At 64.8% G+C, this 16,173-nt stretch carries 8 protein-coding genes; 6 read left to right on the top strand and 2 right to left on the bottom strand.

Annotated features, from left to right (window positions below; all coding sequences use genetic code 11):
• The first annotated feature begins 118 nt into the window (after positions 1-118).
• The 6 genes from BUB62_RS04955 to BUB62_RS04930 all read left to right on the top strand — a co-directional run bounded on the left by BUB62_RS04955 (position 119) and on the right by BUB62_RS04930 (position 11,330).
• Positions 119-2,314 carry a TonB-dependent receptor gene (locus tag BUB62_RS04955; protein ID WP_073106928.1) on the top strand — a complete coding sequence of 732 codons (2,196 nt, stop codon included), beginning with the start codon at positions 119-121 and terminating at the stop codon, positions 2,312-2,314.
• A gap of 136 nt (positions 2,315-2,450) precedes the next feature.
• Positions 2,451-4,382 (top strand): MutS-related protein, encoded by a 1,932-nt coding sequence (locus BUB62_RS04950; protein WP_084538833.1) that lies wholly within the window; start codon positions 2,451-2,453, stop codon positions 4,380-4,382.
• A gap of 104 nt (positions 4,383-4,486) precedes the next feature.
• The gene (locus tag BUB62_RS04945) at positions 4,487-5,455 is read left to right on the top strand and encodes a bestrophin family protein (RefSeq protein ID WP_073106926.1); all 969 of its coding nucleotides are present in this window, start codon (positions 4,487-4,489) and stop codon (positions 5,453-5,455) included.
• 493 nt (positions 5,456-5,948) lie between these two features.
• Positions 5,949-6,332, top strand: a complete 384-nt coding sequence (locus tag BUB62_RS04940) for a hypothetical protein (RefSeq protein WP_073106923.1) — start codon at positions 5,949-5,951, stop codon at positions 6,330-6,332.
• Between the two features lie 99 nt (positions 6,333-6,431).
• Positions 6,432-8,582, top strand: a complete 2,151-nt coding sequence (locus tag BUB62_RS04935; RefSeq protein ID WP_073106920.1) for an FUSC family membrane protein — start codon at positions 6,432-6,434, stop codon at positions 8,580-8,582.
• 375 nt (positions 8,583-8,957) lie between these two features.
• Complete coding sequence (locus BUB62_RS04930; RefSeq protein WP_073106917.1) at positions 8,958-11,330, top strand: IPT/TIG domain-containing protein; 2,373 nt, start codon at positions 8,958-8,960, stop codon at positions 11,328-11,330.
• 93 nt (positions 11,331-11,423) lie between these two features.
• Here BUB62_RS04930 and BUB62_RS04925 read toward each other — a convergent pair whose 3' ends face one another.
• Positions 11,424-13,340: a sensor histidine kinase gene (locus BUB62_RS04925; protein WP_084538832.1), complete on the bottom strand. Its 1,917-nt coding sequence runs from the start codon at positions 13,338-13,340 to the stop codon at positions 11,424-11,426.
• A gap of 165 nt (positions 13,341-13,505) precedes the next feature.
• Positions 13,506-16,004, bottom strand: a complete 2,499-nt coding sequence (locus BUB62_RS04920; protein ID WP_084538831.1) for a TonB-dependent receptor — start codon at positions 16,002-16,004, stop codon at positions 13,506-13,508.
• Positions 16,005-16,173 lie beyond the last annotated feature (169 nt).

Genomic DNA, 16,173 nt, shown 5'->3' with positions numbered 1-16,173 from the left:
CAGCGAGTTATACAGTAAGCTGGCGCTGATACTCGCCCTGCTCGTCGCGAAACAGGTTTTCGCGCTAAGGCCGCGTGGCTCAATACAAATTCCGGATTACTAAAAGCTATTACTACGCATGAAACAGCTGCTACCCGCGCTGCTGGGTGTCTTCATCTGCCCAGCTGCCTGGGCCCAACGGGCAATGCCCGATTCGAGCCGGATTATCGGGCTGAATGAAGTTGTTATTTCGGCCAACCGCGTGCAGGAGCGCAAGGCTGATATTCCGCAGCAGATTGACGTGCTGACGGCCCGCGCCATCCGGCTGCAAAACCTGGCCACCACGGCCGACGCCCTGCAGCAGTCGGGCTGGGTGTTTGTGCAGAAGTCGCAGCTGGGCGGAGGCTCGCCGGTGCTGCGCGGCTTCGAGGCCAACAAGGTGCTGCTGGTGGTGGATGGCGTGCGCCTGAACAACGCCATCTACCGCGCCGGCCATTTGCAGAACATCCTCAGCGTGGATGCCAACTCCCTGGAGCGGGTCGAAATTCTGAACGGCGCGGGTGCCGTGCCCTACGGCTCCGACGCGCTGGGCGGCGTCATCAGCCTCTACACCAAAACCCCGGCGCTGGCCGATAGCACCGGCTTCACGGCGCATACCAGCAACCTGCTGCGCTACGCCAGCGCCGCCCACGAAAAAACTGCCCACACCGACTTCTCGCTGGGCTGGCGGCGCTGGGCCTCCTTCACCAGCCTCAACGCCACCGATTTCGACGACCTGCGCAAGGGCCGCCGCGGGCTGAAAGACTACCCCGGCTTTGGCGAAGTGCGGCAGTATGCAGCGCGGCAGGATGGCAAGGATGTAGTGCTGACCAACGACGAGCCCCACCGCCAGAAGTTCAGCGGCTACCGCCAGCTCGACTTGGTGCAGAAAGTGCTGTTTCAGCCCCAGGCCGGCCAGCGCCACCTGCTCAACCTGCAGCTCTCCACCACTTCCGAGGTGCCCCGCTTTGACCGCCTGCAGACTTACCGCAACGGGGCGCTGCGCTACGCCGAGTGGCGCTACGGCCCCCAGCAGCGCCTGCTGGGCAGCTACCAGCTGGAGCTGACCCGCACGAGCGGCCTCTACGACCGCCTGCGCCTGACGCCCGCCGTGCAGGCCGTGCAGGAAAGCCGCCTGGTGCGCGACTTCGGCAAGGACGTGCGCCAGGAAAACACTGAAAACGTGCGCGTGCTGAGCACCAACCTGGATCTGTTCAAGAACATTGGCCGCCACGAGCTGCGCTACGGCGCCGAGCTGACGCACAACAAAGTACGCAGCCGGGGCGAGGGCGTGAGCGTGACCACGGGCCTGCGCACGCCCATTGCCACCCGCTACCCCAACGGCGCGACTTACGCCACGGCCGGCCTGTATGCGGCCCACCGCTGGGAAATAACCGACCGCCTGATCCTGTCCGACGGCTTGCGCTACAGCCACGTGCGCACCGAGGCCGCCTTCGATCAGCGGTTTTTTGACACGCAGTACCGGAGCGTGAAGCAGCGCGCCTCGTCGGTGGATGGCAACGTGGGGCTGGTGGCGATGCTGCCGGCCGGGCTGCGCCTGAGCGGCGTGGTGGCCACCGGCTTCCGCAACCCGAACGTGGACGACCTGAACAAAACCTTCGAGCAAACCAACGGTACACTCATCATTCCGAACCCTGGGCTGCGCCCGGAGCGGGTGGTGAACTATGAAGCGGAAGTGTCGGAAACGGTGCCCGACCGGCTGCTGGTGGCCGTCACGGGCTTCTATACCAACCTGCGCGACGCGCTGGTGGTGCGCCCCTTCGCCACCCCCGACGGGAAAACGACGACTATTTTCAACGGGCAGCCCTACGCCACCGTGGCCACCGTGAATACCGGCCGGGCCCGCGTGCGGGGCCTCTCGGTGCGCACCCAGCTGGCCCTGCCCGCTCACCTGCGCCTCGACGGCACCCTGACCTACACCCACGGCCGCGACCTGACCGCCGACGTACCGCTCGACCATATCGCGCCGCTATTTGGCCGCGCCGCCCTCACCTACCAGCACCGCCGTCTCACGGCCGAAGGCTCCATGCTCTTCAACGGCCGCAAGCGCACCGAAGACTATAGCCCCACCGGCGAAGACAACCTACCCCAGGCCACGCCCGCCGGCGCGCTGGGCTGGTACACGCTCAATGTGCGCAGCAACTACCAGCTCACCCCCCGCTGGGCCGTGCAGGCCGGCCTGGAGAACATACTGGACACCAACTACCGTGTTTTCGCCTCGGGCATCAGCGCGCCGGGGCGGAATGTGGTGGTGGCGGTGCGGTTTGAGCGGTAGCGGGACTTCAGCCGGTCGCTCGGCTGAGCCGAGTGACTGCGCGTCAGGCCTTACTGTAAACTCCCGGCCAGCAACCGGAGCAGCAAGGTAGCCAGGCTAAGCGCCGTACCTTCGCAGTTCGCCCACTTGTGCCCCTATGCCCGTTTCCGCCGCTATTCGTCCCCTTACCATTGCTCCGGCTGATATTTTCACCGAAAACCTGACCACTCACACCGAGCGCGAAAAGCACTTTGCCGGGCGGCACCAGCTGGGCGGCTGGCTGCGGGTGCTGCTGTTTGCGGGCGGCGCGGGGGGGGCGTGGTGGCTGTTTTCGCATGCGTATGTGGGGCCGGGACTGGCTTTTCTGTCGGCGCTCTGGCTGGCATTCTGGGCCCTGGTGCGCTGGCACGGGCAGATGCGCTACCAGCGCGACCACCACCACCTGCTGGCCCGCCTCAACCAGGACGAGCTGGACCGCCTCGCCGGCCGCCTCAGCGCCTTCGATACCGGCCTGCGCTACCTCGATGCTCAGCACGCCTACGCCGCTGACCTCGACGTGTTCGGCTCCCACTCGCTGTTTCAGCTGCTGAACCGCGCCACCACCCGCCTCGGCAACGACTGGCTGGCCGGCTGGCTGCTGGCCCCGGCGGCGGCCCCGGAGGTGGTGGCCCGCCAGCAGGCCGCCGCCGAGCTGGCTCCCGAAACCGCATGGCGGCAGCAGTGGCAGGCCCGCGCCCGCCATTTCCCCCACCAACAAGCCGACCCCCGCGCGTTCAGTACCTGGCTCGCCCGCCCCGATTATTTCCTGGGCAAGCCCTGGCTGAAGCCCATACTGATTCTGCTGCCGCTGGTGCTGCTGGCTGCCATTGTGGCGGGGGTGTTGGGCTTTGGCTACAAGGCGGTGGCAGCCGTGGTGCTCGTCATCACGGTGTTCGGTGGCCGTTTCGGGGCCGTGCGGGCCGAATATGCGGAGCACGCCCTGGCCATGCGCGACGCGCTGCGCGCCACGCAGGCCCAGCTTTCCTTATTTGAAGATGATGCCGAGCACGCCTGGCAGGCTCCGCGCCTTCGGGAACTGCGCGAGCGGCTGCGGGCGGCCAGCCACGGCACGGCGGCCACGGTGCGGCTGGGCCGGCTGGCCACGGTAGCCGGCATGTTTGCGGTGCGCGAGCACCCGTTGGCCCTGCTGCTCACCAATAGCCTGCTGCTCTGGGATCTACACGCCATGTGGCAGCTGGAGCGCTGGAAGCGCCACCTCGGCCCCGAGCTGACTACGGTGCTGGAAGTGCAGGCCGAGCTGGAGGCGCTGGTGAGTCTGGCGGGCTTTCAATTTGCCAACCCCACCTACGCCGTGCCCACGCTCAGCCCAGAGCCGCTCGAAGTGACGGCCGAAGGGCTGGGCCACCCGCTCATCTTCAGCGCCGCGCGCACCACCAACGACTTCCAGACCAGCGGCTACGGCCGCACGGCCATCATCACGGGTTCCAATATGTCGGGCAAAAGCACGTTTCTGCGTACCGTGGGGCTGAATGTGGTGCTGGCCCTGGCCGGCGGCGTGGTGTGCGCCCGGCGGCTGCGACTGAGCCCGGCCCAGGTATATTCGGCCATGCGCACCCAGGATAATCTGGCCGAAAGCACGTCCTCGTTCTACGCCGAGCTCAAGCGCCTGCGCCTGCTGCTGACCATGACAATGAGCAATGAGCCAGGCCGACCCGACGATGAGCCCACTGCCGAGCCAGAAACCAATAGCCCACAACCAACAACCACTCCTCAATTCCCGGTTTTCTACCTCCTCGATGAGATTCTGAAGGGCACCAACTCCCGCGACCGGCACCGCGGGGCGCGCGCCCTCATCCGGCAGCTGCACCAGCGCCCCGCCAGTGGCCTCATCAGCACCCACGACCTGGAGCTGGCCGCCATGGCCGACGAGCTGCCGCAGGCCGTGACCAACTACAGCTTCAACAGCGTGATTGAGGGCGACCAGATCCTGTTCGACTACCACCTCACGCCCGGCGTGTGCGGCAGCTTCAACGCCAGCAAGCTCATGCAACTCATGGGCATCGCCCTCGACGACACGGAGGAAGGGTAGGGGCCGCGCTGCCTGTGGGGCCAACTTATCGGAGGCGCTGCCGTTAGTTTGGCGAGCTGGAAGCCGGCCCGCGGCGGCCGGCTTTTCATCAGTTTTCCTCCCGCATGTACCTTCGCAACAATCTTCGCTGGCAGCTTATTTTCGAACACTCCTGGCGCAGCCTGCTCATTTTTGCGGCATGGTCGGCGCTGGTTTGCCTCACGTATGGGCCGCTGGGGCTGCACTCGGTATCCATTCCCTGGCAGCCGGTGGGCACGCTCGGCATTGCGGTTTCCTTCTATATCGGCTTCAAAAACAACGGTTCCTACGACCGGTTTCTGGATGCCCGCCAGATTTGGGGCGGCATCGTGAACAACAGCCGCACCTGGGCCATGCAGGTGCTGGAGCTGATTACCTCGCAGGTCAGCTCGCCCGATGTGGACGGGCCGGCCGCCACGGCCGCCGAGCTGAGCCAGCGCCACCGCAGCCTCATCTACCGGCAGATTGCGTGGTGCAATGCCCTGCGCCTGCGCCTGCGCCGCCAGCCCGAGCTGTGGGACGCGGAAGTGGCCCCGTTTCTGACCGCGGCCGAAGCGGCGTTGATGCGGACCCGCCAGAACCCGCCCACGCACCTGCTGCGCGAGCAGGCCGCCGAGCTGCGCCGCCTGCGCGAGGAGCGCGGCCTGCTCAACGACTTTCAGCACGTGAGCATGATGCGCACCCTGGAACAGCTCTACGAGCTGCAGGGCGGCTGCGAGCGAATCAAAAACACGCCGTTTCCGCGCCAGTACGCCTTTTTCAGCTACGTGTTCGTGTGGCTGTTCATTGCGCTGCTGCCGCTGGGCCTCATCGGCGAGTTTGCCGACATGGGCCCCGACCACATCTGGCTGACGGTGCCGTTTTCCATGCTCGTCTCGTGGGTGTTCAACACCATTGAGGTGGTGGGCCACACCAGCGAGAATCCGTTTGAAAACCAGATGAACGACGTAGCGATGACGGCCCTGTGCCGCACCATCGAAATAGATCTGCGCGAGATGCTGGGCGAAACCGACCTGCCCCCCGCCCTGAAGCCCGTCAACGATATTCTGTATTAAGCCGGCGAAAAGGCTGCGAATCAGCGGCTTGGTGTGGTTGGACTTTAGGGGGGAATTTAGTGGGTTTTACTCGCTTGCCGGTACTGCAACAACGCCCCGATCAATACTGCTTCTACGCTTTCTGAAGCGCGGTGAAGCTCGTTGCCGGCTCGCGGGAAAGTGCATTCGAGTAGCGGAATAATGTTTTATACTATTCCTGCAATCCATTGACTTGTGAAACTATTGGGGGCTTATTGTAGTCTGACATTTGTACGCACATAGCAAACAATCAGTATTTTACCTGCCCGCATTAGTCTGCTTAGAGAAGATGGAGTATCGGCTGCCCCGGCGGCGTTAGCTCACCTGTTGCAGCATTGGAAGCAGAAGCGAAAAGCCCCCGGCTGATGGCTTCGCTTTATTGCCCTACGGGCCGCTTTATGCTGGCCCGGCTTTACCTACTAAGTGCCCGCTCCCTGCCCCACCACCGGATCAACTACCTCTTTTCCTTACTTTAATGGAAGTCTATCGCGAAATTTTACCTGAGAGCTACCTGCTGATTTTGGTGGACGATGTAGCCCCCGCTACCGACGCCGACCAGGCCTTGCTCCACGCCCTGAGCCGCGCCTCGCGCAGCGGCAAAGTCAGCATCTGGGTCGATTGCAGCTACCTGCAGCACGTGCCCGGCCACGCGGCCGAGCTGCTGGCCCGCTTCGGCCGCAAGATGAACCGCAAGGGCATCAGCCTGGTTTTGTGCCACCTGAGCGAGGCGGTGCGCCGCGAGCTGGTGGCCCAGGACCCCGCGCTGGCCCCGCTCATCGTACCCACGCTGCTCGATGCCCAGCAGTATTGCCGGCAACGCATCAACAGCTTGCCCCAGGATCGGAAAATGGCCGGCTGAACTCGTCGGCAACGATTTTCGCGCCGACGGCTGCGGTCCTGCCTCCTAATCCGTATGTTGCCCGTGTAGGAGCCGGCCCGAGGCCGGCCGCACGCCGCAATGACCGACCGCTACCGCCAGATCCAGTACTTCTTTTCCAGCCAGGATTTCTCCGACGGCGTGCGCATCACGCTGTCTATTCTGCTGCCGTCGCTGCTGTTTGGCTGGCTCGGGCACCTCGAAACCGGCATTACGCTCTCGACGGGGGCCGTGTGCGTGAGCGTGGTGGATGTGCCGGGGCCGGTGGAGCACAAGCGCAACGGGATGCTCTACGCCAACCTATCGGTGTTTCTGGTGGCGCTGCTCACGGGCTTCATTCGGGGCAATGTGCTGCTGATGGGGCTGGAAGTGGTGGCGCTCAGCTTCGCCTTCACCATGCTGCTAGTGTATGGCCTGCGGGCCTCGCTGGTGGGCACGGCCTCGCTGCTCATCATGATTCTGATGATGGACCAGAACCTGCCCCCGGCCCAGGTGCTGCCCTACAGCGCGCTGGTGCTGGCGGGCGGGCTCTGGTATGCGGCCGTGGCGGGGCTGGCCTACCAGGTGCGGCCCTACCGGCCGGCCCAGCAGGCGCTGGGGCAGTGCGTGCACGCCATTGCGCAGTTTCTGGAGATAAAAGCCGCCTTCTACCGCACCGAAACCGATCTGGCCACCGACTACCGCCGCCTGGTGGCCCAGCAGGTGGTAGTGAGCGAAAAGCAGGATGCTGTGCGCGAGGTGCTGTTCCGGACCCGCCAGATCGTGAACGAATCGACCAGCGTGGGGCGGCGCATGGTACTTACCTTCGTGGATGTGGTGGATTTGTACGAGCACATCACGGCCACGTATTACGACTACGCCGACCTGCGCGCGCGCTACGCGGCTACGGGTGTGCTCACCGAAGTGGCAGCGTTTATCCATTATCTGGCCGTGGAGCTGGATGGCATCGGGCTGGCCATTCAGGCCAACCGGCCCTACCGCAGCCACGCCGATCTGCCCGGCCGGCTGGAGCGCCTCAAGCAGCTCATTGATGCGCAAGCCGCCCGCCACCCCGAGGTCAGCAGCCTGGTGCTGAAGAAGATCCTGGTGAACCTGCGCAACCTCACCCAGCGCGTGCGCGACATCCTCATCTACTTCGACAGCCAGGCCGCCGCCCCGGCCCGCGGCGGCGCCACCGAGTACCACCAGTTCGTGTCGCACCAGATCATCGACCTGAAGGCCCTGCGCGACAACCTCACGTTTAGCTCGTCGGTGTTCCGGCACTCCGTGCGCATGACGCTGGCCTGCCTGACGGGGTATATCGTGTCGAAGTTTTTCCTGCACGGCCCCCACGGCTACTGGATTCTGATGACGATTACCTACATGCTCAAGCCCGCCTTCAGCCTCACCAAGCAGCGTAACTACCAGCGCGTGCTGGGCACGGTGGTGGGAGCTGCTATTGGGGTGGGCGTGCTGCTCTTTTTGCCCGATACCAGGGCCCAGCTCGCGCTGCTGGTGGTGCTGATGGTGGTGGCCTACAGCTTCCAGCGCATCAACTACATCGTCACCGTCATTGCCCTCACGCCCTACCTGCTCATCGTGTTCAGCTTTCTGGGTATGGGGTATCTGGATGTGGTGGGTGAGCGGGTGCTCGATACGCTCATCGGCTGCGTCATTGCCTTCGCGGCCGGCTACCTGCTGTTTCCGCGCTGGGAAAAGGACCAGCTGCGCGACTTTATGCGGGCCGTGCTGGCCGCCAACGGCAGCTACCTGCAGAAGCTGGCCGACAGCCTGGCCGGCACGCCCATTCAGCCCACCGACTACCGCCTCACGCGCAAGGCCGTGTATGTGAGTGCGGCCAACCTGGCGGCGGCCTTCCAAAGGATGCTCTCGGAGCCCAAAAGCAAGCAGCGCAACAGCGCCCAGGTGCATCAGTTCGTGGTATTGAACCACATTCTCTCTTCCAACATTGCCACCATCACCTCCGCCATTCTGGCCAATAGCCGCCCCACCTACCCCGCCGAGGGCCTGCGGGCCGTGCGCCAGGCCCTGGCATCCCTTAGCCGCAGCCAGCGCCGGCTGGAAGCCCCCACTCCCGCCGGCTCGCCCGCCCCCGAAACCGCCGCCCCCGAGCCCGTGCTGCTCAAAAAAGCCAACCTCACCCCCGACGACCGCCTGCTGCTGGAGCAGCTGGAGTTCATTCAGAAGGTGAGCAGCGACATTGGCAAAGTGACCGAAGCGGCCGTGGCGTAGCCGGGGCTGGCAGCGTAAGCTAGCTGGCAAGCGGTGCGGCAGGGAGAAGCGGAGCGGTAGAGCAGGATAGAAACCACCTCTGCCAATGCAACCCAAATGGATACTTTTATATCTCAGTTATAGCTCCGGCTAAAACCGGCACCCCAGCCACGCCGGAAGCCAGGGCGGCCACGATTCTTGCCGGATGCTTCTGGTTGGGCGATATTTCTTCCCCGCAATCAGGCTGTCGTGCTGCGAATTTTGGCCCGCGGCAGTATGTTTGACCGCCGTTTATAGTCGCGGGGCTGGGGCGCTTGCCGGCTGCCGGGGTGCCGCCGGGCGCTGCCGTTACCGGGGGCTCTTTCGAATTGTCTTCTCTCACTTTTTCTACCCTTTATGCATCACAATCCTACTGATTCCGGCCGGCCGCTTGTCGGCCCCAACCCCGGCCGCCTTCTCCGGCTGCTGCTGGCTTTCCTGCTGATTTTTGGGCTGCAAACCCCGGCCGCCGTGGCGCAGTCCAGCGCCTGGACGCGCGGGGCGGCCCCCGGCTCCGGGCAGGCGGGCGGCTGGTCGGCGCTGCTGTCGCCGGTGCGTTTGTCGCCGCCGGCTGGTGGGCGCGCCTGGCCGGCCGCGCAACCGGCCCCAGCCGGCCCCGGCCGCTCGGCTTCGCCGCTGGCGGTGCCGGCCATCAGCAGCTTTTCGCCCACCAGCGGCCCGGCGGGCACGGTAGTCACGGTGCTGGGCAGCGGCTTTGTGGGAGCCACGTCGCTCACGCTCAATGGGCTGGCTTTGCCCAGCTTCACCGTGGTCAATGACGGGCAAATCGTGTTTGTGGTGCCCGTGGGGGCCACCAGCGGCCGCATTGGGGTGATAAACCCCAGCGGTACGGCGCAGAGTACGGGCGTGTACACGGTACAGGGCGCCGGCTCCAACCCGGTGCCAACGATTACGGGGTTGTCGCCGGCCTCGGTGCCGCCTGGCTCGGGCGCTTTCACGCTGGTGGTCACGGGCACAGGCTTCGTGCCGGGCTCTTTTGTGCAGTCCACGGCCCCGGTGAGCAACACCACGTATCTGTCGGCCACGCAGCTGTCGGTGAGCCTGCCGCCGGGGGCCGTCACGGGCACGTATCCGGTTACGGTGACGAACCCCGCGCCGGGCGGTGGCACGTCGGCCCCATTCAACTTCTACGTGACCTCCACCACCGGGCCGGCTCCTACTATCAGCAGCTTCGCGCCGGCCAGCGCCGTGGCCGGCACGCTGGTCACCGTGACGGGCACCAACTTCACTGGGGCCAGCAGCGTGACGCTGAACGGAGCCTCGGTGGGCAGCTTCAACGTGGTAAGCGCCACGCAGCTTACGTTCGTGGTATCTACCAGTTCCTCTACGGGCCGCATCACCATTACTACACCGGGCGGCATCGCCACCAGCCCCACCGAGCTGGTAGTGACTGGCAACCCCGCAAATCCGGTGCCCACCATCAGCAGCCTGTCGCCGCCGTCGGTGCCGGCCGGGTCGGGGGCTTTCACGCTCGTTATCACGGGCACGGGCTTCCTGCCCAGCTCGACCGTCACGTTCAACAATTTCCCGCTCAGCATCACCTACATCTCGCCCACCCAGATCAGCGTGAATCTGCCGCCGGGAGCTGTGCCGGGCTTCTATCCGGTGGTCGTGACGAACCCTGCGCCGGGTGGCGGCTCCTCGGCCCCGTTCGATTTCATCGTGCCGGCCGCGCCGATTCCCACCATCACGAGCTTCACTCCGGCCAGCGCCGTAGCCGGCACGCTGGTCACCGTGACGGGCACCAATTTCATCAACGTGTTCGATGTGCTGCTGAACGGTCAGCCGGTGGGGGCGTTCAACGTCATCAGCCCCACGCAGCTCACCTTTGTGGTCTCCACCAGCTCTTCCACGGGCCGCATTGAAGTCGACACGCCGGGCGGCACGGCCATCAGCGCCACCAACCTGATTGTAACCGGCAACCCGAATAACCCGGTGCCAACGATTACGGGCCTTTCGCCGGCCTCGGTGCCGCCTGGCTCGGGCGCTTTCACGCTGGTGGTCACGGGCACGGGCTTCGTGCCAGGCTCTATCGTGCGCTCCACGGCCCCGGTGAGCAATACCACCTATCTGTCGGCCACGCAGCTGTCGGTGAGCTTGCCGCCGGGGGCCGTTACGGGCACGTATCCGGTTACAGTGACGAACCCCGCGCCGGGCGGCGGCACGTCGGCCCCGTTCAACTTTATCGTAACGGGCGCGGCTGCTCCGGTCATCAATAGCTTCGCTCCCGCTACGGGGCCGGTGGGCACGCTCGTCACCATCAGCGGCACCGACCTGCAGAACACGGTAGCGGTGCTGTTCAATGGAGTTTCGACCAACACGTTTACCGTTCTCAACCCCACGCAGCTCACGGCCCGGGTGCCGGTGGGCGCTACCACGGGCCGGATAACGATTTTCACCACTACTAACTCCGCCATCAGCAATCAGCAGTTTGTGGTGAACACGGGCACCGCCACCCGCAATGATCAGGACCTCGCCGGCTTTGCCCTGTACCCCAACCCCGCCCATGACCTGCTGACCATCACGCTGCCGGCCGGCACCGCACCCAAGCCCGCCGTACACGTCCGCGACCTGACGGGCCGCGTGCTGCTCCGCGCCCACCTGACCGCCGATGGTCAGCTAAGCCTGCGCGGCCTGCCGCCCGGCCTGTATCTGCTGACGGTGGGCGAAGGCCCGCAGGCCATCACCCGCAAGCTGCTGAAGAACTAGCGGCCCGGTTTACAGTTTCAGGCAAACAAAAAGGCACCCGCGCAACGGGTGCCTTTTTGTTTGTGGGGCTGAGCAACTATGGCGCAATCCTGCTCACCAGGGCAGCAGCACCAAAATAATAGTGCCCTGCTCGGAGGTGTTGATATCGACCTGGCCGCGCAGGTAGGCGGCGCGGGCCTTCACGCCGCGCAGCCCGATGCCGGAGCCCGGCGCGGGCGTGCCGAAGCCCCGGCCATCGTCCTGCACCTTAATTTCCAGATGGCGGGCAGCGCGCTGCAGCTGCACCTGCACCAGGCTGGCCTGGGCGTGGCGCATGGCGTTGTTGAGCAGCTCGGCGGCGATGCGGTAGGCCGTGAGCTGGAGTGCCACGGGCAGGCTGTTCAGGGTGGGGTCGCAGTGCATCTGCACCGTGGGCGAGCCATTGAGGTTAAACAGGTCGCTCAGGGCCTGGAGCGAGTCGGCCAGGGTGGCCTGGCCGGGCTGGGCCGGCAGCAGCGCGTGGCTCAGGGAGCGGACGCTGTCGTAGAGATGGCGCACCAGCAGGGCGCTCTGGCGGCCTACGGCGGCGGCCTCGGGCGAGGTGGCCAGCGCTTGCTGCAGCGCCTGGCCCTGCCAGGCCATATTTAGGGCTACCAGATTGGGGCCCAGCGCGTCGTGCAGCTCGCGGGCCAGCTGCTCGCGCTCCTCTTCCTGGGCCGCAATGAGGCGGGTGCTGAGCTTGTTGCGCTGGCGCAGCTGCCGGATGCGCAGCTTCTCGTTTTGGCGTAGCGTGTGCCGGAAGCGGCCCGTGAGCAGGGCACTGAGCACCAGCAGCTCACAAAACAGCCCCCACGCCAGCGCATTCGGATACACGGGGTTGAAGCTGGTGAGGCCCATGTGATTGAGCCAGAAAATGGCAAAGCCGCTGAGGAAGAAGACGTAGGTGAGCAGATACAGGCCCGCCAGGTGCCGCCGCCGCTTGCTGAGCAGCAGCGTGAGCAGCACCACCCAGCCGTAGCCGAACACTGCCAGCAGCACCACTTCCCGCACGGTGTTCAGCCCCTGCACCAGCGGCAGGCTATGGTACACGGCCCACGGATACAGCCCCGCATAAATGGCCACAAACGCCACGGCCAGTCCGGCCAGCCAGGTGCCGGCCCGCTGCAGGCGGGGCCAGCCCTGGCGCAGGCGCAAAAACAGCTGCATCACGCGGATGCCCGCCGCCGCCGCTAGCAGCATGAAATTATACTGCCCCACCATCCAGAGCAGGCGGTAGGGGCCGGTGGGCAGCAGCAGGGCATCCAGCCCGTCCTCCATCATCAGAAACAGCGAGATGCAGGCCACGTAGGCCAGATACCACAGGTGAATCCGGTCGCGCAGGAAGGCAAACAGCACCAGGTTGAACAGGGCGCTGCTCAGGTAGAAGCCCAGCAGCCAGACCCAGTGCCGCTCAAAGGGAAAGGTCATCTCCCAGGCCAGAAAGTGCTCGGTATTCTCAATGTAGGTGGGCAGGTAGATGCCGCCCGTATGCACCTCCACGCGCAGGTAGAGCACGGCCGTGGCCCCGGCATCGAGCACGAAGGGGAAGCTGAGTGAGCGGGCCGGAAAGGGGCGGTCGGCGGCCGGCACCCAGGAGCTGGCCGCGCCCAGGCGGGTAAATTTCGCCTCGCCGGGGCGGCGACAATACAGCGCGGCGCTATCGGCGAAGTTGAAGATGCTCCACAGAAAGCGCAGCCGCTCGGGCTCGGTGTTGCGCACCACCAGCCGCAGCCACACCCGCTCGTGGCGCAGCCCCAGGTTGAAGGTTTTGTGCCAGCGGCCGGTGCGGAATTTGCCGGCCCGCCACTGGGCTTCGGCCTGCTCGGGGTCGGGGGCAATGCCGAACGGCTCGGTGTAGTAGCGGTAGGCCTCCGATACGTGGGGACTGTCGGGCAGCTTCAGCAGCAGCGTATCGCGCACCACATTGGGCGGGGCGGCGCAAGCCAACGCGCTGCAGCTCAGCACCGTTAGTAGCAGTAGGAAAAATCGCATAGAAGTAGCTAAAAACAACAAACGGAGATACGGCAATCGAATATATATATAGTTATGTGATTTGAAGATGGAAGGATAGAATAAAGAATTAATTGACCTCCAAAAGCACCAAACCCCGCCCGGCGTGCGCCAGGCGGGGTTTGATAGATTACGGGAGTGAATTGCCTACAGCTTCACGCCCACCGACGCAAACCAGGTGCGGCCATCGGCGGGCAAAATGCCGGGGCCGGGGTAGCCGCCCGAGCGGCGGGTGAAGTAGCGCTTGTCGAACACGTTATTAAGACCGCCGCGCACCGTGAAGCGCTTGGCGAAGCGGTAAGTGGCCGACAGGTCGGTGACGGAGTAGCCCGGCACGCGGCCGGTGGTGGCGGCGGCGTTGGGCAGCACGGTGTTGTTGGCATCGGTGAATACCTCCGCCACGCGGGTGAGCTGGGCGGTGGCCGAAAATCCCTTATGGGCAAACGTGCCGCCGAAGCGGTGAGTGTATTTGGGCGCGTATTCGACTCGGTTCTTCTTCAGGTCGCCCTCCTGCAGGCTGCTGCCGCTGAGCGTGGTGGTGCGCAGCTGGGTGTAGCGGGCATCGACGAAGGAAGTAGAGGCAAACACGTCGAAGTGGGGCAGGTCGAAGTTGCGGGTGAGGGCGTGAATCAGGTCCAGCTCCACGTAGGCTTCCACGCCCTTGTTTACGCTGGTGCCGATGTTGGTGCGCAACTGCTGGGTGGCGGTGGTGCTGCCCGGCACGAAGCGGCGGATGATTCCGATCCGGTCGTCGTAGTGCAGCCAGAAGCCGTCTACGTCGAAGGTCAGCACGTTGCCCCAGCTGCCGCGGTAGCCTACTTCGGCGTTGTAGCCGCGGGCATCTTTCAGGTTGGGGTCAATCACGTCGGAGGTGGCCGGCGGGGTCAGGTCGCCAAAGGTGACGGGGCGGAAGGCGCGGGAATAGTTGGCGTAGAAGCTGGTCTGGGCGGTGGCCCGCAGCTCGGCCCCGGCTCCGTACAGGAACACCCGGCGCTGGGAGCTTTGCTCGACGCGGTTCTCGTTGCCGTCGGCATTCAGGCTCAGGTAGCCGCGGCCGTCGTTGTCAATCAGCTCCAGGCGTACGCCCGGCGTGAGGGTCAGGCGGGAGCCCACGCGGAAGATGTTCTCCACGAAGGCGGCGTAGTTGCGGGTGCGGAAGCTCAGGTCGCGGCCGTAGCGCGGGGCCTGCAGGTCGAGGTTGAAGTCGGCACCGGTGTCGCCGGTGCCCTGCTGGCGGCGGCCCAGGTTGGCGGCGGCCACCCGCACGCCGGCGGCCAGCGTGTGCTGCTGGCCCAGCACGCCGTAGTCCGTCAGCAGGCGCAGCTCCGAGCCCAGGTTGCGGTACCGGTCCCGGTCGAGCTGGCGGTTGGCGGGCTGGCCGGTGGCAGGGTTCACGGCATCGGGCTTGTCGATGCTCACGCTGCTGGCCAGGCCGATGGAGTTCCGCTCGCCGATCAGGCCGAAAGTTTTCAGGCTCAGGCGGGTGCGCTCCGAAAACTGGTAGTCGGCGGTGAAGGCCGGAATGGTCCAGGGCGTGCTGAACCAGTTGCGGCCCCGGCTGCTGCTGCGCACGTCGCCGTTGTAGAACTGCGCGTCGGTCAGGCCACCGGGCTGCTGAATCTCGTAGCCCAGGTGGCTGATCTCAGCGCCCAGGCGCAGCTTGCTGGTAGCCTGAAACTGCACGTTGCCGTGGAAGTTGCGGATGTTGAACTCGGAGTTGTCGCGCCAGCCGCCGCCCAGCCGCTGCTGGTAGTAGCCGAAGTAGCTAATTTTGCCCACGGTGCCGCCCAGCGAGTTGTAGGTGCCCACCAGACCGTTGTTGCCCACGCTGTTGCTGGTTTCAAACTCGATTTTCTTGTCCTTGGGCCCGTGCTTCAGCTCGTAGTTCAGCATGCCGCCAAACTGCGGCCCATACTGCAAAGAGCCGCCGCCGCGGATGATCTGAATGCGCTCCACGGCTTCCAGCGGCGGGTTGTAGTAGGCCTCGGGGTAGCCCATCGGGTCGGAGCTGATGTCCATGCCGTTCTGGCGGGTGTTGAACTCCCACGAGCGGTTGGGCGAGAGGCCGCGGGCAGCCACGTTGATCTGCTGGCCCGAGCCGTCGCTTTCCCACACCGTGAGGCCGGGCACCTTGGCAAACACTTGGCGGGCGCTGTTCACTACCAGGTTGGCATCAAGCTTATCCAGCTCTATCACCTCGTTTTTCTTGCCCGCCGTGATGATGTTGCCATCTACCTCGGGAGAAAAGCGCAGGCTTTTGGCCGCCACCGTCACGCCGGCCAGCTCCTGCACGGCTTCCTCAATGGTAAGCTGGATTGTTTGCACCTGCCCGCCCTGTAGCGTCACCGTCTGGCTGACGGGCCGGATGCTCAGGCCGCTTACGGTTACGGTAGCCTCGCCCGTGGGCAGGCCATAGAGGCGGAACACACCCTGCGGGTCCGTCACGACGGTGCGGGGGCCTACCGTTATCAGTACGCCTTCCACTGGCTTGCCGGTGCGGTCGAGCACGGTGCCGGTGAGGGTAGCACCCTTGCCGGGTTCGTCACTTAGCAAAGTTGAAAAAGCCGGGCTGCCCGCCGCAGTCGGACTTGTCACGGTCAGCGGGCTGGTGGCCAGCACGGAAAGAAGGAGGGAGGAAATGAGCATAATAAAGCGGGCAGTGCCCGGAGGTAGGTCTTGGATTCGGGCACAAAGCTACGGCTGTTTAGATTAATTTTAAATAGCTAATTAGATAATATCTAAATAAGAATAAGCCTACTGTTAGAAACCGAAGAAAAGGCCCGCCGGAATGTCCTGCTTGCCTTTACCCAAATCA

This window comes from Hymenobacter daecheongensis DSM 21074, assembly GCF_900141805.1.
In the GTDB taxonomy this organism is placed as follows: domain Bacteria; phylum Bacteroidota; class Bacteroidia; order Cytophagales; family Hymenobacteraceae; genus Hymenobacter; species Hymenobacter daecheongensis.
The sequence above is the reverse complement of the archived record's forward strand: the minus strand, read 5'-3'. Positions and strand labels throughout refer to the sequence as shown.